Origin of the sequence: Mycobacterium sherrisii (genome assembly GCF_002102355.1) — a bacterium.
GTDB lineage: Bacteria > Actinomycetota > Actinomycetes > Mycobacteriales > Mycobacteriaceae > Mycobacterium > Mycobacterium sherrisii.
On sequence record NZ_LQPT01000077.1, the window covers coordinates 91,808 to 112,535 of the forward strand.

Here is a 20,728-nt window from a genome sequence, read left to right on the forward strand (position 1 = left end):
CCATGCACTATCTGCTCAACCACCTCGGCGAGGCCTGGGCGCTGGCGGTGATTCATCTGCGGTTGTCGTTGCTGCCGGTTCTGATCGGATTGGCGATCGCGGTCCCGCTCGGTGTGTTGGTGTGGCGTAACCCGATTGCGCGATGGCTGACGACGGCGACGGCCAGCGTCGTGTTCACCGTCCCGTCGCTGGCACTGTTCGTGGTGCTGCCGGTGCTCATCGGGACCCGCATCCTCGACGAGGCCAACGTCCTGGTTGCGCTGACTGCCTACACCACCGCGCTGATGGTGCGTGCGGTGCTCGAAGCGCTGGACGCGGTGCCGGCCGAGGTGCGCGACGCCGCCACCGCGGTCGGGTATTCGCCGGTCGACCGGATCTTGAAAGTCGAACTTCCGCTTGCAATTCCGGTGATGGTGGCCGGGATACGTGTGGTGGTGGTGACCAACATTGCGATGGTGTCGGTGGGCTCGGTGATCGGCATCGGCGGGCTGGGCACCTGGTTCACGATCGGCTACCAGACCGACAAGAGCGACCAGATCCTGGCAGGCATCATCGCGCTGTTCGTGTTGGCGGTCGTCATCGATTTGCTGATCGTGGCGGCGGGCCGGCTCGCCACACCGTGGACACGCGCTGGGAAGAGGCCGCGACGCCGGTCGGTGGTCGCCCCCGTGGTTGGTGGTGCCCGATGAACTTCGTCCAGCAAGCCGTCTCCTACCTGTTGACCGTCGACAACTGGACCGGACCGGTCGGACTCGCGGCGAGGATCTTGGAGCACCTCGAGTACACGGCCGTCGCGGTGGGCGCATCGGCGGTGATCGCGGTACCGATCGGCCTGGTCATCGGGCACACCGGCCGCGGCACCCTGCTGGTGGTGGGCGCGGTCAATGGGCTGCGCTCGCTGCCGACCCTCGGCGTGCTGTTGCTGGGCGTGCTGCTGTTCGGCCTGGGGCTCGGGCCGCCGCTGGTCGCCCTGACGCTGCTCGGGGTGCCGTCGCTGTTGGCGGGGACCTATGCGGGCATCGCAAACGTCGACCCCGTGGTGGTCGACGCGGCTCGCGCGATGGGCATGACCGAGGCGCAGGTGCTGCTGCGGGTGGAGGTGCCCAACGCGATGCCGTTGATCCTGGGCGGATTGCGCAGCGCGACGCTGCAGGTGGTCGCCACGGCGACGGTGGCCGCCTACGCGAGTCTCGGCGGCCTGGGCCGCTACCTGATCGACGGGATCAAGGAGCGGGAATTCCAGCTCGCCTTGGTCGGGGCGCTGATGGTGGCCGCGCTCGCGCTGATCCTCGACGGATTGCTGGCGATGGCCGTGTGGGTGTCGGTGCCGGGCACCGGACGGTTACGCCGGGTTCACCGGCGCGACGATGTGACGATGACCGCAGTGACGATGACCGCAGTTGGTGACCAGCCTGCGGCGGCCGGCGGCCAAGTTTTACGGTAGGGAGTGTGAACAGCCCCTCTGACCCGACTCAACGCGTCTGGCCCGCGATGCTGACCTGGCGCGCGCCCGACATCTCGCGCATGGAATCGGTGCGAGTTCAGGTGTCCGGCAAGCGAATCAAGGCCACCGGCCGAATCGTTGCCGCGGCCACCGAGACCAACCCGGCCTTCGGTGCCTTCTACGAGCTGCAGACCGACGACAGCGGGGCCACCAAGCGCTTCGGGCTGACGATCACCCTCGCGGAGCGCGAGCGCCAACTCGCGATCGCCCGTGACGAAGAGAACATGTGGATGATCACCGACCACCAGGGGGAGCGGCGCGAGGGGTACCAAGGAGCACTCGACGTCGACGTTGTGTTCAGCCCGTTCTTCAACGCGTTGCCCATCCGCCGGCTCGGGCTGCACGAGCACGCGGACACCACCACGCTGCCGATGGTGTACGTCAATGTGCCGGAGATGTCGGTCGCCGCAGCGACGGTGAGTTACGCCAGCGAAGGCAGATTGGACGGGATCAAGCTGCGTTCGCCGGTCGCCGACACCACCGTCAGCGTCGACGCCGACGGATTCATCGTGGAGTATCCCGGATTGGCAGAGCGGATCTGATCACGCCGCCGGCGCGGCCGGCGGCGGCCAGTTCCTCGCGCCAGTTCTCCGCGCCGATCACGACGGTGAAGATGTCCGAGCGCGGGAATCGGTCGTAGCGCGTCCGCGCGGCGTGCCCGGCCTCTACGAGTTCGGCCACCGAGTGGTCCCAGTCCAGCGAGTCGCGTGCGCGGCCGAGCAGATCCATCACCCGGTCGAGGGCCGTCAGCAGGTGGCTGCAGTTGCCCTCGCACATCGCGCGCACCAGGTCCGGGGCACTGCCCGCCACCCGGGTGCCATCCCGGAATGATCCGGCAGCCAGCGCGAATGCCAGGGGGACCTCGGCCGCGGTCACCGCCAGCGCTTCGGCGAGCAGATGCGGCAGATGCGAGATGGCGGCTGCGGCGGCGTCGTGCTCGTCCGATTTGGCCGGGACCACCACCGAGCCGCATTCCAGCGCCAGGTTCATCACCATCGACCACACCACCGGGTCGACATGGTCGTCGACGCTAACCACCCACGGCGCGGCGGTGAACAATCCGGCGTGCCCGGCCGACCAGCCCGAGCTTTCGGTGCCGGTCATCGGGTGCCCGCCCACAAAACGTTCCTGCAGGCCGGCCGCGATGACCTCGTCGAGCACTGCCGATTTGACACTGGTCACGTCGGTGAGCGGGCACTTGGGTGCCAATTCGCTCACATGCGCCAGCATCAGCGGCAGGGCCGGCATCGGCACGGCCAGCACGATCAGCGCGCGAGTGTCGGCGGCGCGGGTGAGCGTCTCGTGAACGTCGGTGGTGGCGGCGAAACCCTCGGCCAGGGCCCCGTGTGCCCCCTCCACCGAGCGGTTGTAACCGAACACTTCGCGGCCGGCGGCCGCGGCGGCCCGCATGATCGAGCCGCCGATCAGCCCCAAGCCGAGCACGCATACCGGGGTTTTGCTACCCGCCCCGGTCGAAGTCGAAGACACCCTCCAAGGTTGGCACAGTTGGGCGGCGAGCGGTGCCCGCAGGTCCCCGCGCCGGGGCCGTGCTGTCTGGTCAAGCGGCCTGGTCAGCGACTAGCGTAGGCGGCCATGGGACGAGAGCGGGCTGCAACGCAAGGGGCGTCCGTGGACACGCCGGATGGCTTCGGCGTGGCCGTCGTACGCGAAGAGGGTCAGTGGCGTTGTTCTGTGATGTCACCCAAAGCGCTGACGAGTCTGGCGGCCGCCGAGACGGAACTGCGCGAACTGCGTAGTGCGGGCGCGGTGTTTGGCCTGCTCGACATCGACGACGAGTTCTTCGTCATCGTGCGACCCGCGCCGTCGAGGACCCGGCTGCTGCTCTCGGATGCCACCGCGGCGCTGGACTACGACATCGCCGCCGAAGTGCTGGACAGCCTGGACGCGGACATCGATCCCGAAGACCTCGAGGACTCCGAGCCGTTCGAGGAGGGCGACCTCGGCTTGCTGTCCGACATCGGCCTGCCCGAAGCGGTGCTCGGCGTCATCCTCGACGAGTCCGACCTCTACGCCGACGAGCAGTTGGGGCGCATTGCCCGCGAGATGGGCTTTGCCGACCAGTTGTCGGCGGTGATCGACCGTCTCGGTCGGTGATCGCAAGCGTGGCCGCAGCGGGTCGCCACCCGTGACAGAGCCGGGCGCAGCGGGTCGCCGTCATCAGACTCGGTCGGTGAGGACTGACGAGGAGCTGATCCGGGCCGCGCTGGAGGTTGCCGGCACTGCGGGCCCGCGCGATGTGCCGATCGGAGCGGTGGTCGTCGCCGCGGACGGAACCGAGCTTGCCCGGGCGGTGAATGCTCGTGAGGCCCTTGGTGATCCGACCGCCCACGCGGAAGTCCTGGCGCTACGCGCGGCGGCCGCGGTGCTGGGCGACGGGTGGCGGCTGGAGGGAGCCACGTTGGCGGTCACCGTCGAACCGTGCACGATGTGCGCGGGTGCTCTGATCCTGGCCCGCGTCGCGCGGCTGGTGTTCGGCGCGTGGGAACCCAAGACCGGCGCGGTCGGGTCATTGTGGGACGTGGTGCGCGACCGGCGGCTCAATCACCGCCCGCAGGTGCGGGGCGGTGTCCTGGCAGAACAGTGCGCCGCGCCGCTGGAGGACTTCTTCGCCCGCCAGCGATTGGGGTGAGCGGCTGGTCGTTGGGTAAGCTGCTCGGCGGTGGCGTGTCCGAGCGGCCTAAGGAGCACGCCTCGAAAGCGTGTGACGGCTAAAACCGTCCGAGGGTTCAAATCCCTCCGCCACCGCCATGTGATGTCTCAAGACATCGGAATAGGTCCGAACCCTCGTTTAGGGTTCGGATTTTTTTCTTCGGAGGTCGGGTGCGGCGGCCGCCACCGCCAAAGTGATGAGTCGCGTCATGGCTGACAGATTTCCTTCAGGACGTGGTGGCCGGCGTTGCTGATGGCGGCGACCGTGTAGGAGCGCACCGGGGGCGGATGATCCGCACATTCCACCGAGGCGGCGAGCCCCTGCGACACCAGGCGGCCCATGAATTGTTGACCCTGGACTAAAAATTAGTAGCGTTGGCGCGCAGCACGGGCCATCGCCGCGAGGGGGCACGAGATGCGTTTCGAAGACTGGGATTGTGGGCGCGTGGCCACCCAAGACGTGAGTCTGTTCTATCGTCGCCACGGGGCGGGCGATCCACTGCTCCTCATCCATGGCTGTCCACAGCACTCGTTGATGTGGCACGCGATTGGTCCTGAGCTGGCCAAGGCTTTCGACGTGATCGCGTACGACCAACGCGGGATGGGGTTGTCGACCATCGTGCCGACCGGTTTCGATGGCACCACCAAGGCCCGGGATCTACTGGCACTCTTCGACGAGCTGGGGATCGAGCAAGCCCACATCGTCGGGTTCGACCTGGGCGCCCAGACTGCCGCCTCCTTCGCCCGGGACTATCCCGAAAGGGTCAAGCGCATCGCGTTTTTGGAGTACGCATTGGCCGGATTCGGCTACGAGGAGCACATGAACCCGAAACCGGATTGGACCCTGGCCTCCAACTGGCACCTAGCCTTTTTCATGGTGCCCGAGGCGGCCGAGTTCCTGATCCGTGACCGGGAACGGCAGATGCTGTCGTGGTGGTTCTACCACATCAGCTATTCCGGTGACAGCTACATGAGTCCCGAACACTTCGAGGCCTATGTGCGCTCACTGTCCAAGCCCGGCGCGCTGCGCGCCTGCATCGAGCATTACGCCCAAGTGTGGGACGATGCTCGCGACAACGCGGTGATCCGCGAAAACCCTTTGACCATGCCTACGTTGGCCATGGGAGGCGAGGCGTCATTGGGTCCGGCGGTCGAACCGGCGTGGCGCGACGTCGCGACGAATCTGACCACCAGGGTGATTCCCAAGGCGGGCCATTGGCTCAGTGACGAAAACCCCGGATTCACCGCCCAGGCGCTGGGAGACTTCTTCAAGGGATAAGACTTGAGTGCGCGGACAGCGCGGCTCCGCGCCGACGGGAAGAGGCCACGATGCCAGCGGGACGACCGCGGACCTTCGACAAAGACGCAGCGCTGCATGCCGCGATGGAGGTGTTTTGGCGCGATGGCTTCGAGGGCGCCTCCACCGAAACGCTCAGGTGTGCCATGGGTATTCGCCACGCCGCCAGCTTCTACCGGGTGTTCGGCGACAAACGAAATCTGTTCTTCCTCGCCGTCGAGCACTACGCCGCCACGGTGGGGTCGGCGCCGATCGCCGCCCTGAGCCAAGGGAAGACTGCCGATGAAGCGGTGGCCGCCATGCTGGCCTCCGGAGCACAGCTCTATACCGAAAAGTCCTCTGGCATCGGATGTTTGATCGTGAGCGGCGCAGTCAACTGCACACCGGAGAACGCCGATGTCGCCGAGTTCCTCGCTGCCTACCGCGTCACGATCCAGAAGAAGCTCGTCGAACGCCTGGAACGCGCCGTCGCGGACGGCGAGCTGTCACGGCACACCAACATCGGCGCAGTGGCGGAATTCTATGCCTCACTGCTGCACGGCATCGCGGTGCGCGCTCGCGACGGAGCCCCTGGTGCGGATCTCCGCGCCGCCGTCGCCCTCGCCCCGCGGGTTTCCCAGCTAAGTGCCTGCCCCGCCGACAATTTCGATACCCGCAGCGACTAACCTTCCCGAGCCTGCCTATCAGCACGTTGCTCGCTGCTTAGTTGTATATGGACAGGTGTTATGTCGCAATCAGATTCGCTCGGAGCTGACGAAGCGGCCGCGCACGCGGCCGTGTGGGAGATCATCACCGGCCATTGGAGGAGCCAGATCCTGCGGTCGCTGGCCAGGCCTTCGGTAGCAGACCATCTGGCGGTGATCACGACGACTTTGCCACTGCCGCAGCGGCTTTGAGACGCAGGGCGCGCAGGTACCGGGCCACGAACTGCTCAGGACCTGGCGCGGGTCTTCTTTCGCCGGGCATTGGTCGGCCGAGCCGCACCGGATGTTTGAGTCAACCCGGCGAGCAATATTTGCACCGCCTTGGACCGGCCGGCATGGTCGTCGGCGGCGACGGTCATGCGTATGAGCATTGCAATGTCGTCGGCAGTGATGCCCGGGTGCAGACCCCCGGCATCGCGGAGTCGAACGGTGAACGGTTCCACCAGATCGGTGATCAGTCGATGAGCGTGTGCCCGGGTGCGCGGGCTGGTCGCCGCGAGCCGCAGAAAGGTCTCCGTGTCGGCGTCGCTGAGGTCGCAAGTGCCGATGAACATCGAACGAAACGCCTCGAGCGCGTCGGGGATGTCCGCGGCCGAGTCCGTCCCCTCGCGCGCTTCGGCAATCAACTCGTCGAGAACCGCGATCACCAGATCGTCCTTGTCCGCGAAGTGGCGGTAGAGCGTGGTGGCGCCGACGCCGGCACGGCGGGCGATCTCTTCCAGGCTCGTCCCGGGTCCCTGCTCGTTGAATGCCTCGCGGGCCGCGGCGACCAACCGTTGCCGATTGCGTTGTACGTCTTTGCGCGGCGCCCGCATCTGACCTCCTCGCCCCGATTGCGTAGCCCCATGGTAGGGGCCGCGCGACCGAACCGGTGGTGTAACACCCGTATTAGTCCAGACCGTGATCGCCGTCAAAGCGGTAGCAACACCACCATTTTATCACTACAGTCTAAGTGGATGTATAACTACCACTTAAGGGAGTGCGAGATGAGGAGCCAACCGACCTCCGGGGCCGGGGCGTGCCGTCGGCTTGACGACGCGGTGTGCGTGCAGCGGGTGACGTTCGACTCGTCCGGTGAGGTCCTTGCCGGCGACATGTACCTACCCGGTCCCTCGACCGGCGGTCCGCGGCCGGCCGTCGTGGTGGCCGGAGCATGGGCGACAGTCAAGGAACAGATGGCCGCGGGGTATGCGCGCGAGCTGGCCGCCCGGGGCTACATCGCCATGGCGTTCGACTTTCGCAGTTGGGGGCGCAGCGGTGGGCAGCCACGGTCCATGGAGGACCCCGCTGCGAAGAGCGCCGATATCGTCGCTGCCGCAGAGTTTCTCGCGCGGCACGCCGCCGTCGATTTCGACGCCATCGGCGGGCTGGGTATCTGTGCGGGGAGTAGTTACCTGGTGGCCGCGGCGACCGTATCGCCGCTCATTAAATCGCTCGTCCTGGTCGCCCCGGCATTACCGACGCGGGCCGACGTTCGGCAGAACCTCGGAGGCGAGCAGAACATGGCCGCATTGATCGCCGCGGCGGAGCAGGCATCGGCGGAATACGAGCGCAGCGGTCAGCAGCGGCTGGTACCGGCAGTCCCACCGGCAGACGACGATCGCGCAGCCCGGGAGAGCTACTTCAGCGACCCTGATCGCGGGCTGATTCCCGAGTGGGACAACACCTTCAACCCGGCATCGTGGTCGCGCTGGATTCCCTTCGATGTGCATGCCCTTGCCCACCGGCTGGCCCAGCCGACCTGCGTCGTGCACAGCGACGTTGCGGTCAACCCCGACAGTGTGCGCGCGTTCCTGTCCAAGGTGTCGGGTCCGGTCGACCAGTTATCGCTGGACGGCCTAAGCCAATTCGACTTTTATGACCAACCCCACGCGATGGCCGCTGCGACCGGCGCCGCGGTGGCGCATTTCAGCCGCACACTCCGACCGGCTGGTGCCACCGCATTGCTCGATCACCTCGCCGCGTCGGAAGTGGTCACGATAGGCACGATCACGACAAGGGGGCACGTGATCAACACACTCGTCGGCGCGGTCGTCGTCGACGATGCCGGCTACATACGCAGCCAGCACGGTGCTAAAGCCAAGTGGTATCGCAGAGCGACACGGGTGCCCCACGGATTCGTCATCCACGACGCTGCCCGCTTCCCGGTGGGCTTTAGCCGTGTGACTGACGCCGAGACGATTCACCGCGTGGACCGCGCGGCTTACCGCAAGTACGGTGGCAAAGTTCGATCACTGCTGTTGCGGCCGTTGCTGTGGCGGACGCGTCACCACGTCCTGAAGATCACCCCGCAAGGTTGCCCCACCGATTAACCTGAACCGCTCCACATCATTTAGATCAGGTGTGAGCGCGACATTCTCGTCGATTCGGGGCGGCGTCTATCGGTGACGCACGATTAGCCGATACCGCCGGTCAACCCCCGCACCGTTTGCATCTCGGTGCTGCGGTAGGGCCGCCCATCGGGTAGCAGCAAATCGTGGAACCAGAGCTTCGGTGGCGCCGTATACGGATGATCCCACGAATCCCAGGGGAAATAGGTTTGTGTCTTCCCGGCGACGAACCCCCAGTTGAACGCACCGACGTTGTGCCGCTTGGCAATTGGCAGAATCGTCTCGATGGTGCTGCCCTGGGACCGGGCCATGTATTCGGTGCAGATGATCGGTCGTCCCAGCGGCGCCAACTCGTTGACCTTCGCCTCGAATTCGGCCGGTTTGCCGTAGTTGTGGAAGGTGATCACGTCGGCGTTGTCGAGCTGGATACCGCTGATGGTGCTACGGCTACCGGGGTCTCCCCAAGATCCTTGCCAGACGCCACTTGTCAGCGGTTGTGCCGGATCGACCGCGCGGGCCCAGCGAAACACCTGGGGCAGCAGGTCGGCGACGAGTTGCAGCTTGTCTTTGCGCTCGACCTTGCGGTACTCCTTGGCGGGGTTGTCGGGCTCATTCCACAGGTCCCAGCCGAGCACCCGGTCGTCATTGCGGAACTGCCGCAAGACTCCCGTCACGTAATCCTGCATCACCGGGAGGTAGCGGGGGTCGCCCATCCGCTCGGCCCCCGGGCTTTGCACCCATCCGGAGTTGTGCACCCCGCGCACCGGCGGGTGCTGCGGGCCGGACTTGGGCAGCGGATCCCAGCATGAATCGAACAATACGAACAGCGGCTTGATGCTGTGGCGGGCGGCGATCCCGACGAACTGGCCGAGGCGGCTCTGAAAGCCCTGGCGGTCCTGGGCCCAAAGCTGATCGTGGAGAAAGACCCGCATGGTGTTGAATCCCATGGCGCGCGCCACATTCAGTTCGCTGTCGATGCGTTGAGCGTCAAACGTTCCCGCCTGAAACATCTCCAGCTGGTTGATGGCGGTCGATGGGACGTAGTTCGCGCCGACCAGCCAGCCTTGCGCCTGATACCAGGCCTTGGCGCGGTCCGGCGACCATCGTCCCGCGTCCGCGACTGCGCGGGGAGTGTGGGCTAACACGGCACCCGCCGCGAGCATCAGCGGCAGCTTCATGGCCGTGCGGCGGTTCACGACGTGACACTAATTTTCGCTGTTCCCGCAATTGGTTTGCCACGCCGTGGGCAATGACGCGAGGTTGGGAATCGTTATCTTCCCGTGACCCAGGACTAGCGAAGTCGACGGCCGTGGTTGTCCTTCACGCTGCCGGTGAACATCATGATCGCGTCGACGATCGCCCAGACGACGCTGCCGAGCAGGACCGGGAATCCGAGGAAGCAGAACAAACTGAAGACCAGTCCGAACAGGCCCAGCACCAGTTGCGCCACCGCGATCTGTGTCGAGTCGATGTAGAACCGACCGATGCCGAACACGCCGAAGAACAGTTGCAAGAGGCCAGCCGTGGCGCTCGATTTGTCCGATAGCGGGACCCCCGTGGCGGGATCGCGCCCGAACGGCGCCTGCGGATCGGATGGGTAGCCCGGGTAGCCGGCATAACCGGGATAGGGCTGGGGCTGCGGGTATCCGTGTGGCTGCGCTGACCCCGGATACCCCGGGTAGCCCGGATATCCGAAGGGCGGTGGTGGCGGGCCCGGGGGCGGCTGGTAGCCGGGCGGCTGCCAGCCCTCGGGAGGTTCTCCGGGTGGGCGCGGCGTCGACATTTGCTAAGTGACTCTCCCGTCGCGGCTGCAGCGAATTACTGGGCATCGCTGTCCCTGTCGCCAGCACTACTTTGGCACAAATTTGCCGAGCGCAGTCGGCGAAGTCTCTTCTAACTTCCGCCCCGACGGGGCAATACTAACGAGGTGTCCGATCGCAACGTGCTGGGCGGCCCGCTGCAACCGTGCGGCAGCGAACCCCTCACCGGCTATTACCGTGACGGTTGTTGTTCGAGCGGGGCCGAGGACGTCGGCCGCCACACGATCTGCGCCGTGATGACGACGGAATTCCTGGAGCACCAGCGTTCTATCGGCAACGACCTGTTGACGCCGGTGCCCGAGTACCGGTTTCCGGGCCTGCTGCCGGGTGACCGCTGGTGCGTCACCGCCCTCAACTGGCTTCGGGCCCACCAGGATGGCTGCGCGGCACCGGTGGTGTTGGCCTCCACCCATGAACGCACCCTCGAGGTGGTGCCGCTGGAGGTGTTGCGGGAGCACCAAGTCGACGTTCCCGACGATCTGGCAAACCTGTAAGGCCCGCGGTCCCACCATTCGATACCCGTCCGGGAGGCGGTCACATGAGCGCTGCGGGCTCCGACATCGCAGACCTGGATTTCGACGACCTGACCTCGCCGCGCCTGACCGACGTCCAGCGTCAGATCTTGGAATACACCGAGGCCAGGCCGGTGGACTTCGATATCGACCGGATGCTCGCGGAGGCCGTCGAGCAAGCCGGTGCCGACGATTTGGACGACACCGACGGCTTCGGAGACCGCCTACGAGCGCACGTCGCCGCGATCGAAGCCGACCACGGGCTGCGCCAGCTCACCCGGTCGACCCTGCGGCAACGGGTGGTCCGCCTGCTCCGAAACCGGTTATCCCTGACCGAACTGATCAAGCGCTACCCCGAGATCGAGTCGATCACGATCGAGCAGCCCTTCGTCGTGGTCGGCATGCCGCGGTCGGGCACCACTCATCTGGTGAATCTCATCGCCGCCGACCCGCGCCGACGCGCCCTGCCGTACTGGGAGAGCCAGGAGCCGATACCGGCGCGCGGCGAGGGCCCGGGCATCGACGGCATCGACCCGCGCTATGCCCGCGCGAAGGCCGAGCACGATGCACTGATGGTCAGCGCACCCGTCGTGGCGGCTATGCACGATCGCTTCCCCGAAGCGATCGAGGAGGAGGTCGAACTCCTCGACCTTGACCTGGCTGGCTACGTCCTGGAATGGCATGCGCGCGTGCCGGATTGGCGTGACTACTATCTGGCACTCGACCAGACCCGGCATTACGGCTACCTGAAGAAGGTGCTGCAGGCCCTCACCTTTCTGCGTGGACCGCAAACGTGGATCCTCAAGAGCCCCCAACACTGCGAGCAACTGGGTGCGCTGATGACGACATTCCCCGACGCGACCGTCGCGTTCACCCACCGCGATCCGGTCGCGGTTGTGCAGTCGGCGATCACGATGATGGCCTACTCCGATCGGCTGCGCCGCACCAGTATCGATCCGCAGTGGCTGCTCGACTACTGGACCGATCGGGTGCACCGGCTGCTGACCGCGTGTGTCCGTGACCGCGAGCTGGTCGAAGCCGACCGGAGCATCGACATCAATTTCCACCAACTCAACGGCACCGAAATGCCGGTGCTCGACCAGCTTTACCGCCGCGCCGGTGTTGAGCTGACACCTAAGGTGCGCAACCGGTTTCAGCAATATCTGGACGGCAATCCGCGCGGTAAGCACGGCCGCATCCGTTACGATCTGCAGCGGCACTTCGGCGTGTCGGCCGACGAACTGCGCCGTCGGTTCGGCTTCTACTTCGACCGGTTCGACGTCCACCCCGAATGAAGGAGACAGCAGCGAATGTTCGAGCCGGTATGGCGCAGCAGGCCGGGGGCCGACGCGCTACAACCCGCAGCCGCCGAACGGGCCGAGCAAATTGCCCCCGGATTGTGGTGCTCACCGGGACTGTCCAATTCGTACCTGCTGACCACCCGCGACGGCCGGGTCATTGTCAACACCGGCATGGGTTTCGAGGGCCCGGTGCACCGGGCCAACTTCGACGCCGTCGACTCCTCGCCGGTGCGCTACATCATCTTCACCCAGGGTCACGTCGACCATGTGGGCGGGCTGGACAGCGTTCGGGACCCGGAGACCGTCGTTGTAGCCCAGGCTAATTGGACGGCATGGCGTGACGACAACGAACGCCTCATCCCCTACCGGGCGAACCGCAGCGCGTTCGCGTTCAAAGACAAACTGGCGACCGGCATTCAAGCAATTCACCGCCGTCTCGGCACCAAAAAGCTTCCCGCCCAGAGCGTTCCGAGTGTCGATCTGTCCTTCGACGACACCCTTCTTCTCGAGGTCGGTGGGCGCCGACTGGAGCTGCTGTCGGTGCCGGGTGGCGAGACCACCGACTCGCTAGTGGTCTGGCTGACCGATGAACGAATCTGTCTGTGCGGGAACACCTTCGGGCCGATATTTGGGCACATCCCAAATCTGGTCACCATCCGCGGCGACCGGTACCGCGACGCCCTGACCGCCATCTCGTCGGTGGAACGGGTACGTGACCTGCGGCCCGAACTGCTGGTGACCGGCCACTTCGAGCCGATCGCCGGCGCCGACCGGATCCACGCCGAACTGACCCGGTTGCGCAACGCCATCGAGTACATACACGATCAGACCGTGGCCGGGATGAACGCCGGCAAAGACGTGCAGACCCTGATGCGGGAGATCACGTTGCCCGCCGAATACGAAGTGGGGCAAGGCTACGGCAAGGTCTCCTGGGACGTACGGGCCATCTGGGAGAACTACTCGGGCTGGTTCCACCACCGGTCGACCACCGAGCTCTACCCCGTCGGCTTCGACGCCGTCAGCGCCGACGTGGTGCAGCTCGCCGGCGCGGGCGCGCTGGTGGATCGGGCTCGGGCCCACCTCGCCGAGCATCGACCGCTGCACGCCATCCACCTTGCCGAGCTCGTCACCACCGTGCAGCCCGACCATCCGGGTGCGCACGACGTGTTGCGAGCAGCCCACCAGGACCTGCTGGCCGACAGCACCAACTTTTGGGAAACCGCCTGGCTACGTAACTATTTGGATCATCAGACAGCGAGGACCGCATGACGCTTCGAGCCGAAGACCTCTATCACACCGGCATCGTGGTCTCCGACCTCGACGCCGCGATGGCGCGGCTGACCGCGTTGGCAGGCTACCGGTGGATCACCCCGCTGCGCTACACGTTGCCCTTCCGCACCACGGCCGGGATTCGCGACCTGACCTCGACCATCGTGTACTCGGTCCAGGGCCCGCACCTGGAACTGATTCAGGAGGTACCGGGTACGCCGTGGACGGTGCCACCCGGTAATGCCGTACACCATGTGGGCTACTTCACCGACAACCTTGCCGACACCGCACGCCAGTTGGAAGCCAACGGTTTCACCTTCGAAATGACCGGCGAGGTGGATGGAGCGGAGTTCGGGATGTTTGCCTACTACATCGACCCGGACGGCGCCCGCATCGAGATCGTCGATCGCGCCGTGTTTCCCGACTTCACCGCCTTCGTGGAATCCATGGCGGCACCGGCCTCCCATGGGGCCTGACATGCTGCTGACGGTCCTGCGCTTCAATTTCGCTTCGCCGCAAGGAGATCCGCGGACCCAGAACAAGCTGTTGTCGGCTGCCCTCGAGTTGGCGCAATGGGGCGAGTCGCACGGCATCACGTCGGTGAGCGTGGACGAGCACCACGCCACCGGTCACGGCTGGAGCTGCAACCCGATCATGGCCGCGGCGATGTTCTTGGCGCGCACCTCCACGATGATCGCCAGCGTGGATTGCGCGCTGGGTCCGTTGTGGAGTCCGGTCCGACTCGCCGAGGACATCGCGCTGGTCGACAACATGAGCCGCGGCCGGCTGCACACCACCGTCGGACTGGGTTATCGCAGCGCCGAATATGTGGCCTTGGGCTTGGATTTCAACAAACGCGGCGATCTGATGGACAGCCTGCTCGAGCGGATGCTGTCCGTATGGTCCGGCCAGGCGGACACGGCAATCTGCCCCGGCACCTGGAGCCGGCCGCACCCACCGCTGTATGTCGGCGGCGGGGTTCGGGCCACCGCGCGCCGCGCCGCCCGGTTCGGCTTGCCGCTCAGCCTGGCCGACCATTTGCCCGACATCGCCGGCTACTACCGCGAGCTGTGTTCGGCCGCCGGTATCAAACCTCTGGTACTGATGCCGGGACCGGTCAATCGCGGAATGATCTACCTACATGAAGACCCCGACCGGGCCTGGGCCGAGCTGGGGGAGCACATCCTGTGGGAGGCAGTCACTTACGGACGGTGGTCGTCCGATCAGCGTTCGCTGATGCACCTGCCCGGGGTGCAGACGCTCGACGAGGTCCGAGCATCGGGGCGGTATCGGTTCCTCACCCCGGACCAGCTCATCACCGAAATTCGCGACAGCGACGAGTACGGACCGCTCGTGCTGCACCCCCTGGTCGGTGGTATGCCCGTCGATGAGGCCTGGAAGTCGGTGCAGTTACTCACCGACACGGTATTGCCCGCGCTGACACCTCGTTCCGGATCGTCTGGTTGAGCCCGCAGCGAGCGGGTACGGCAACGAGATCCGACAGGAATGAGGGGAATGCGATGACATCTGATGCGGTGAAGCGGGCCTGCGCCTTCCTTGGCGGTGCGGCGGTGCTGAGTCTGACGGCAGCCTGCGGCAGTGGTGGTGGCTTGCCGCTGGGGGTGCCCCCGCCGACCTCGTCGCCGCCGACTTCGACTGGGACACCGGGCCCGGTCACGTCGGTGGTGCCGGCACCCGGCCAATACCCGGCGGATGGATCGGGAACCGGTGGCGGTAGCGCTGGCGGCGGGGCAGCCGGGGGCTGAGTTCAGGGCACTTTCGTCGCGTAGAGCCACTGGTCCCACAGCGGGCGCAGCGAATCGCTTGCGTAGTTCGCCGCCAGGCCGGTGAAATCGCCGGTGACGGCGGTGCTGTGGCGGTGCCGCGTGGTCCAATCATTTAGCAGCGCAACGAAGTTGTCGTCGCCAAGGTGGCGGCGCAGCGCGTGCAGCGTCAGGGCGCCGCGCTTGTACACGCGATCGTCGAACATGTCCCGGGCACCGGGATCGGCCAGTAACAGGTCCTGGGGCTGGGCGCGCAACTGCGCGTGATGCGCCGCGGCCAGCTCGTCGGCGTCGGGTCCGCCGCTGTGCTCCGACCACAGCCACTCCGCATAGCAGGCGAATCCTTCGTGCAGCCAGATGTCGCGCCATTGACCGGCGGTCACCGAGTTACCGAACCACTGGTGTGCCAGTTCGTGGGCGATCAGCCGCTCACTGGCCCGGGTGCCGTCACAGTGGTTGGCGCCGAAGATCGAAATGCCTTGCGCTTCAACCGGTATCTCCAACACATCGTCGGTGACGACGACGGTGTACCCGCTGCCCAGGGGATACGGCCCGAACAGCTCGATGAACAACCGCATCATCTCGGGCTGGCGGGCGAAGTCGTGGTCGAAGTTTCCCCGCAGGCGGGCGGGCAGTGCGGCGGTAATCGCCACCGGTGTGCGCGTCAACCGGTGCATCTCGTAGCTGCCGATCTGCAGCGTGATCAGGTAGGTGGACGTGGGCTCACGCTGTTCGTAGGTCCATACGGTTCGCGACGCGCGAGCCCGCCGGGACAGCAGTTCCCCGTTGGCGATCACGCGGTACCGGCTTTCGGTGCTGACCTGGATGTGAAACGCGGCTTTGGCGCTGGGGTGGTCGTTGCAGGGAAACCAGGACGCGGCGCCGTTGGGCTGCCCGGCCACCAACGCGCCCTCGGTCAGCTCCTCGAAACCGACGTTGCCCCAAAGGGACCGGATCGGTCGCGGTGAACCACCATAGTGCACCACGATCGACAGGGCGGCGCCGATGGGCACCGTCGAGCCGAGACGGATCCGCAATTTCCCTGCTCGACAAGAGAACTGGTCCACCCGCCTGCCGTTCACCGACACCTTGGACACCGTCAATGCGTTGGACAGGTCCAGGGTGAGCTGCCGCAGTTCGGTCAGCGCCACGGCGGTGATCGTGGCTACCCCGGAAAGCCGGTTGAGGGCCACCCGGTAGTCCAGGTCCAGTTCGTAGCGGGACACCTGGTAGCCGGGGTCGCCGTTCTTCGGCAGGTACTCGTCGAGCACCTCCGGTGGTGCCGCCTTGTTGGCCGAGGCTTTCACGCCGCGGTGTCCTGCACGCCGCGCCGGGCGGCGTTCTTGCGGGGCTTCTTGCGGCGGACAGTCCATGGCTTGATCGGATTGCCTTGCCAGCGTGTCGATGCTGGGACCTCGTCGCCGCGCACCACCAGCGAGGCCGGCCCGACTGTTGCGCCGGCGCCGATCCTGGCGGCGGGCAGCGCCACACCGTGCGGGCCCAGCGTCGCGCCGGGTTCGAATACCACGGCGTCCATCCGCATTATCCGATCGTGGAACAGGTGGGTCTGCACCACACAGCCACGGCCGACGGCGGCGCCCGCACCGAGGGTGACGAGGTCCGCCTCGGGAAGCCAATAGGTTTCACACCACACCCCGCGCCCGATGCGGGCGCCCAGGGCCCGCAGCCACAGGTTCAGCATCGGCGTGCCGCTGGCCGCGCGGGCGAACCAGGGGGCGGCCACGGTTTCGACGAACGTGTCGGCGACCTCGTTGCGCCACACAAACGACGACCACAGCGGAAACTCGCCGGCCCGGATCCGCCCGACGAGAAGCCATTTCGCAGCTACCGTGGTCACTCCGGCGATCACGCCCGCCGCCAGCATGACCAGCCCGCCACCCACGGCCGCCCACCAGATGCCGAAAATTCTTGCCAGCGCCTGCAATCCGCCGAGCACCGCAAGTCCGATGCCGGCCGACACGAACACCGGCACCAGCCGGAGCGTTTCGACCAACGCCCGCATCACCTTCAGCCGCTGCGGCGGATCGTAGGTGGTCGCCTCGTCGGTGTCGACGGGGCGACGGCGCAGCCGCATCGGCGGGCTGCCCAGCCAGGACGAGCCCCGCTTGGCCTTCGGCGGCGCCGCCGACAGCACCGCGACCAATCCGTCGTCGGGCACGCGACGGCCCGGCTGGGTGATGCCGGAGTTGCCAAGAAACGCACGCCGGCCCACGGCCGTCGGCGCCGCATGGATCCAGCCACCGCCGAGTTCGTAGGACGCGACCATGGTGTCGTCGGCCAGGAACGCGCCGTCCTCGATCACGGTGAACTTCGGCGTGGCCAATACCGTCGAAATTTCGGTGCCCCGACCAACTTTGGCGCCCAACAGCCGTAGCCACACCGGGGTCAACAGGCTGGCGTACAGCGGGAACAGGTAGGTGCGCGCGGCATCCATCAGCCGCTGGGTGGCCCACAGCTGCCACCCGGGGCGGCTGCGCACCGGGTGATACCCCTCGCGCAGGCCCAACGACAGCGTCCGCACCGCCAGCACCGTCAGCACGGCGTAGACCAACAGCGCGATCAACGCCGCCAACGGCGTCCAGGCCAGTGCCGGAATCACGGCTTGCGACAACCGATGGGTATGCCGGACGCCGAAGCCGATGACCGCGATACCGGAACCGGCCGCCAGCAACGGCAGCGCTGCCAACACCACAGACGTCAACCCGTACCAGGCCGCCCAAGAGGCGCCGCGCGGTGGCCGCTCATCCGGCCATGGATGGTTGACCCGCCCGGACTTGACCGCCGGCGAGCCTTTCCAATACTGACCGTTCTTGATCTTGTCCCGCACGCCGCCGCCCGGGGCCACATCGGCGTTCTTGCCGACGACCGCTCCGGGCAACAGCGTCGATCGCGCACCGATCGTGGCGTCGTTGCCGATCGTGATCTCGCCGACGTGGAAGGCGTCCCCGTCGATCCAGTGACCGCACAGGTCGACTTCGGGTTCGACCGCGCTGCGGTGGCCCATGGTGAGCAGACCGGTGACGGGGGGCAGCGAGTGCAGATCGACTCCCTTGCCGATGCGGGCGCCGAGCGCGCGGGCGTAGTACACCAGCCACGGTGCGCCCGACAGGTTGTGGGCCCCGCCGGCCTCGGCAAGCCGTTCGACGAACCAGATCCGCAGATGCACCGATCCGCCGCGCCGGTAGGTGCCCGGCCGTAGCTTCCTCAACAACAACCGCGCGCACAGCACCGTGATCCCCATCCGGCCGACGGGCGTGACGAACACCGCGAACGCCGCGGCGATCAGCCACCAGTTCACCGCGACGGTCCAGGGCACGACGTGCAGCGCGCGGGCGACGTTGTTGCCCAACGCCAGCCACGTCAGCCAGGGCAGTGCCGACAACGTCGCCAACGGCAGGGCAAGCACGGCCTGCGCGAGTTGCGTCACCGCCGGGGTCGGACGCACCACGCGCTCGGTCACCGGCGGCGGCGGGTCGAGCTCGTCGAGAAACGCGGCAAGAGAGCCCAGCCGCGGATGGTCGTAGAGGTCGGCGACCGTCACCTCCGGGTACTGGCGGCGCAGCGCCGCGACGAGCTGCGCCGCAGCCAGCGATCCACCACCCAGCGCAAAGAAGTCGGCCTCCAAAGTGTCGACCTGTCCGGTCTCGAAGGCCCCGAGCAGGTCCCGCCACAACCTGGTAAGCCACCCGGCGGTGCCGCTCAGCACGGCCGAACCGTCGGACTCGTCGACCGGCGGCGGCCAGGGCAGCGCGTCACGGTCGACCTTGCCCGAGGTGCGGGTCGGCAACTCCGCGATCCGCACCAGCCGCGGCGCCAGCGCGGCCGGCAGTTGCGCGGCGAGCGCGGCGCGTGCCTGCTGAAGGTCGAACGACGGGTCGGGGCTCACGACGTAGCCGACCAGCACGGGAGCGCCGGCGGCGGTGTGCCGCACCGCGGCCGCGCCGCCGCTGACACCGGGCAAATGCACCAGCGCCGAGTCGATCTCACCCAATTCGATCCGTCGACCACCGACCTTGACCTGGTCGTCGCTGCGGCCACAGAAATACAGCCCGTCGCGCTCCAGCCGAACCAGATCACCGCTGCGGTAGGCGCGCGACCATCCCAGCGACGGCATCGGGGCGTACTTTTCGGCGTCACGGTCCTTGTCCAGGTATCGGGCCAGCCCGACGCCCCCGATCACCAGCTCACCGACATCGCCGTAGGCGACCGGCAGGGTGTCGGCGTCGACGACCGCCAGGTCCCAGCCCGGCAGCGGCAGTCCGATGCTGATCGGCCCCGGGCCGCCGAGCTTCGCCGCACACGCGACCACGGTGGCCTCGGTGGGGCCGTAAGTGTTCCACACCTCCCGACCGTCGACAGCGAGCCGCTCGACCAGCTCCGGTGGGCAGGCCTCGCCGCCAAAGATCAACAACCGCACGGCTTCTAGCGCCTCGCTGGGCCATAACGCGGCCAGGGCGGGCACGGTCGACACCACGGTCACATCGCGGGTGACCAGCCAGGGACCCAGGTCCATTCCGCTGCGCACGAGCGACCGCGGCGCGGGGACCAGACACGCGCCGTGCCGCCACGCCAGCCACATCTCCTCACAGGAGGCGTCGAACGCCACCGAAAGCCCGGCCAGGACCCGGTCACCGGGTCCAATGGGGTTGTCTTGTAGGAAGATTCGCGCCTCAGCGTCGACGAACGCGGCGGCACTGCGGTGCGTGACGGCTACCCCCTTCGGCGTGCCGGTGGACCCGGACGTGAAGATGATCCAGGCGTCGTCGCGCGCCAACGGCGCGGTGGCCCGCCAGCCTCGCGACGACCCGACACCGCGCACCAGGCCCGCCTCGGTGATGACGCCGACGACGCCGGCCTCGCCGAACACCAAGTCGGCGCGTTCGTCGGGGTCGTCCGCGTCGACCGGGACGTAGGCCGCGCCCGTGGCCAGCGTCGACAAGATCGCCACATACAGCGCGTAGTTGCCCGACGGCATCCGGATGCCGATCCGGTCGCCGCGGCCGATGCCCCGGGCGGCCAGCCATTCCACGCTCGCTTCGATGTCGCCGATCAGTTCGCTGTAGGTGAGTTGGACGGTGCCGTCGTCGATCGCGGTGGCGTCGGGGTGGCGCGCCGCGGTCTCGTAAAGGATGTCGATCAGCGTGCGCGGGCTGGGCGCAGCAGCGGACAGCGTGTACTGCGCCGGTACTCGCGCGGGGATGGGAGGCCCAGGAGGTAAAGGCACCCCACGAAAATACTCACCATCCGGCGCCAGACCGGCGAGCGCGCGCGGCGTGTGACGGTGGTCGGTCTCCGGCGCGCTGCTCGAGCCAGTCGGCCAGCGAGCGCCCGCGTTCAGTACCTGGCGCTCGGCGATCGCGCGGGCCCGCTCGGCATCCTTCCCGCCGAGCGCGTGATCACGTCCCGGTATTCGTCGAGCGAATGTTTCTCGCGGTCGGGAAACAGCGTGAGGAAGTTGCTCGGCACTACTCGGGTTGATTGAAGGCGCTCTTGTCGGGGTAGTCCGGTGAATGATC

The 20,728-nt window shown here is 66.9% G+C and carries 20 protein-coding genes and 1 tRNA gene; 15 read left to right on the forward strand and 6 right to left on the reverse strand.

The window, feature by feature from the left end; genetic code table 11:
* Nucleotides 1-2 precede the first annotated feature (2 nt).
* From AWC25_RS14280 to AWC25_RS14290, 3 genes are read left to right on the forward strand one after another with little or no spacing between them, the layout of a single operon-like run.
* Nucleotides 3-689 (forward strand): ABC transporter permease, encoded by a 687-nt coding sequence (locus tag AWC25_RS14280; protein ID WP_069400040.1) that lies wholly within the window; start codon nt 3-5, stop codon nt 687-689.
* On the forward strand, nt 686-1,444 hold the full coding sequence (locus tag AWC25_RS14285; RefSeq protein WP_069400039.1) for an ABC transporter permease: 759 nt from the start codon (nt 686-688) through the stop codon (nt 1,442-1,444). Before AWC25_RS14280 ends, AWC25_RS14285 begins: the two co-directional genes overlap by 4 nt.
* A 47-nt stretch (nt 1,445-1,491) precedes the next feature.
* Nucleotides 1,492-2,046, forward strand: a complete 555-nt coding sequence (locus AWC25_RS14290) for a putative glycolipid-binding domain-containing protein (protein ID WP_084229281.1) — start codon at nt 1,492-1,494, stop codon at nt 2,044-2,046.
* Here the strand turns inward: AWC25_RS14290 and AWC25_RS14295 are convergent.
* Nucleotides 2,009-2,947, reverse strand: a complete 939-nt coding sequence (locus tag AWC25_RS14295) for a prephenate dehydrogenase (protein WP_069400037.1) — start codon at nt 2,945-2,947, stop codon at nt 2,009-2,011. The two genes, AWC25_RS14290 and AWC25_RS14295, sit on opposite strands and share 38 nt — an antisense overlap.
* Before the next feature lie 150 nt (nt 2,948-3,097).
* On the opposite strand from AWC25_RS14295, the gene AWC25_RS14300 reads away from it, so the two are divergent.
* The 6 genes from AWC25_RS14300 (at nt 3,098) to AWC25_RS26835 (ending at nt 6,367) form a co-directional block, all read left to right on the forward strand.
* Nucleotides 3,098-3,619, forward strand: coding sequence for a tRNA adenosine deaminase-associated protein (locus AWC25_RS14300; protein ID WP_044508957.1), 522 nt, complete (start codon nt 3,098-3,100; stop codon nt 3,617-3,619).
* 76 nt (nt 3,620-3,695) lie between these two features.
* Complete coding sequence (locus AWC25_RS14305) at nt 3,696-4,154, forward strand: nucleoside deaminase (protein ID WP_069400036.1); 459 nt, start codon at nt 3,696-3,698, stop codon at nt 4,152-4,154.
* A 29-nt stretch (nt 4,155-4,183) separates the two neighbouring features.
* Nucleotides 4,184-4,273, forward strand: a tRNA-Ser gene (locus AWC25_RS14310).
* Nucleotides 4,274-4,619: 346 nt separating this feature from the next.
* Nucleotides 4,620-5,453 (forward strand): alpha/beta fold hydrolase, encoded by an 834-nt coding sequence (locus AWC25_RS14315; protein WP_069400034.1) that lies wholly within the window; start codon nt 4,620-4,622, stop codon nt 5,451-5,453.
* Nucleotides 5,454-5,557: 104 nt separating this feature from the next.
* The gene (locus AWC25_RS14320) at nt 5,558-6,136 is read left to right on the forward strand and encodes a TetR/AcrR family transcriptional regulator (protein ID WP_069400033.1); all 579 of its coding nucleotides are present in this window, start codon (nt 5,558-5,560) and stop codon (nt 6,134-6,136) included.
* A gap of 60 nt (nt 6,137-6,196) precedes the next feature.
* On the forward strand, nt 6,197-6,367 hold the full coding sequence (locus tag AWC25_RS26835) for a hypothetical protein (protein WP_158089749.1): 171 nt from the start codon (nt 6,197-6,199) through the stop codon (nt 6,365-6,367).
* A gap of 35 nt (nt 6,368-6,402) precedes the next feature.
* On the opposite strand, the gene AWC25_RS14325 is transcribed toward AWC25_RS26835, so the two are convergent.
* Nucleotides 6,403-6,990 carry a TetR/AcrR family transcriptional regulator gene (locus tag AWC25_RS14325; RefSeq protein ID WP_085166972.1) on the reverse strand — a complete coding sequence of 196 codons (588 nt, stop codon included), beginning with the start codon at nt 6,988-6,990 and terminating at the stop codon, nt 6,403-6,405.
* A gap of 171 nt (nt 6,991-7,161) precedes the next feature.
* On the opposite strand from AWC25_RS14325, the gene AWC25_RS26840 reads away from it, so the two are divergent.
* On the forward strand, nt 7,162-8,487 hold the full coding sequence (locus tag AWC25_RS26840; protein ID WP_158089750.1) for a DUF2255 family protein: 1,326 nt from the start codon (nt 7,162-7,164) through the stop codon (nt 8,485-8,487).
* Nucleotides 8,488-8,570: 83 nt separating this feature from the next.
* Here AWC25_RS26840 and AWC25_RS14335 read toward each other — a convergent pair whose 3' ends face one another.
* Together AWC25_RS14335 and AWC25_RS14340 are read right to left on the reverse strand one after the other, a co-directional pair.
* On the reverse strand, nt 8,571-9,701 hold the full coding sequence (locus AWC25_RS14335) for a glycoside hydrolase 5 family protein (RefSeq protein WP_069400030.1): 1,131 nt from the start codon (nt 9,699-9,701) through the stop codon (nt 8,571-8,573).
* 95 nt (nt 9,702-9,796) lie between these two features.
* Nucleotides 9,797-10,288 carry a TM2 domain-containing protein gene (locus AWC25_RS14340; protein WP_069400029.1) on the reverse strand — a complete coding sequence of 164 codons (492 nt, stop codon included), beginning with the start codon at nt 10,286-10,288 and terminating at the stop codon, nt 9,797-9,799.
* Nucleotides 10,289-10,432: 144 nt separating this feature from the next.
* On the opposite strand from AWC25_RS14340, the gene AWC25_RS14345 reads away from it, so the two are divergent.
* Genes AWC25_RS14345 through AWC25_RS14365 form a run of 5 tightly spaced genes read left to right on the forward strand, consistent with a single transcriptional unit; the run spans nt 10,433 to nt 14,874 of the window.
* Nucleotides 10,433-10,819, forward strand: coding sequence for a DUF2237 family protein (locus tag AWC25_RS14345; RefSeq protein WP_069400028.1), 387 nt, complete (start codon nt 10,433-10,435; stop codon nt 10,817-10,819).
* 44 nt (nt 10,820-10,863) lie between these two features.
* Nucleotides 10,864-12,132 (forward strand): sulfotransferase family protein, encoded by a 1,269-nt coding sequence (locus AWC25_RS14350; protein ID WP_069400027.1) that lies wholly within the window; start codon nt 10,864-10,866, stop codon nt 12,130-12,132.
* A gap of 15 nt (nt 12,133-12,147) precedes the next feature.
* The gene (locus tag AWC25_RS14355; RefSeq protein ID WP_085166974.1) at nt 12,148-13,407 is read left to right on the forward strand and encodes an MBL fold metallo-hydrolase; all 1,260 of its coding nucleotides are present in this window, start codon (nt 12,148-12,150) and stop codon (nt 13,405-13,407) included.
* Nucleotides 13,404-13,883 carry a VOC family protein gene (locus tag AWC25_RS14360; RefSeq protein ID WP_085166975.1) on the forward strand — a complete coding sequence of 160 codons (480 nt, stop codon included), beginning with the start codon at nt 13,404-13,406 and terminating at the stop codon, nt 13,881-13,883. Before AWC25_RS14355 ends, AWC25_RS14360 begins: the two co-directional genes overlap by 4 nt.
* A 1-nt stretch (nt 13,884) precedes the next feature.
* Nucleotides 13,885-14,874: an LLM class flavin-dependent oxidoreductase gene (locus AWC25_RS14365; protein ID WP_085166976.1), complete on the forward strand. Its 990-nt coding sequence runs from the start codon at nt 13,885-13,887 to the stop codon at nt 14,872-14,874.
* Nucleotides 14,875-15,175: 301 nt separating this feature from the next.
* On the opposite strand, the gene AWC25_RS14370 is transcribed toward AWC25_RS14365, so the two are convergent.
* Entirely contained in the window at nt 15,176-16,498 is a 1,323-nt protein-coding gene (locus AWC25_RS14370) for a M1 family metallopeptidase (RefSeq protein WP_244899518.1), read from the reverse strand.
* The gene (locus tag AWC25_RS14375) at nt 16,495-20,466 is read right to left on the reverse strand and encodes a Pls/PosA family non-ribosomal peptide synthetase (RefSeq protein ID WP_372513443.1); all 3,972 of its coding nucleotides are present in this window, start codon (nt 20,464-20,466) and stop codon (nt 16,495-16,497) included. Before AWC25_RS14375 ends, AWC25_RS14370 begins: the two co-directional genes overlap by 4 nt.
* Nucleotides 20,467-20,728: the final 262 nt, after the last annotated feature.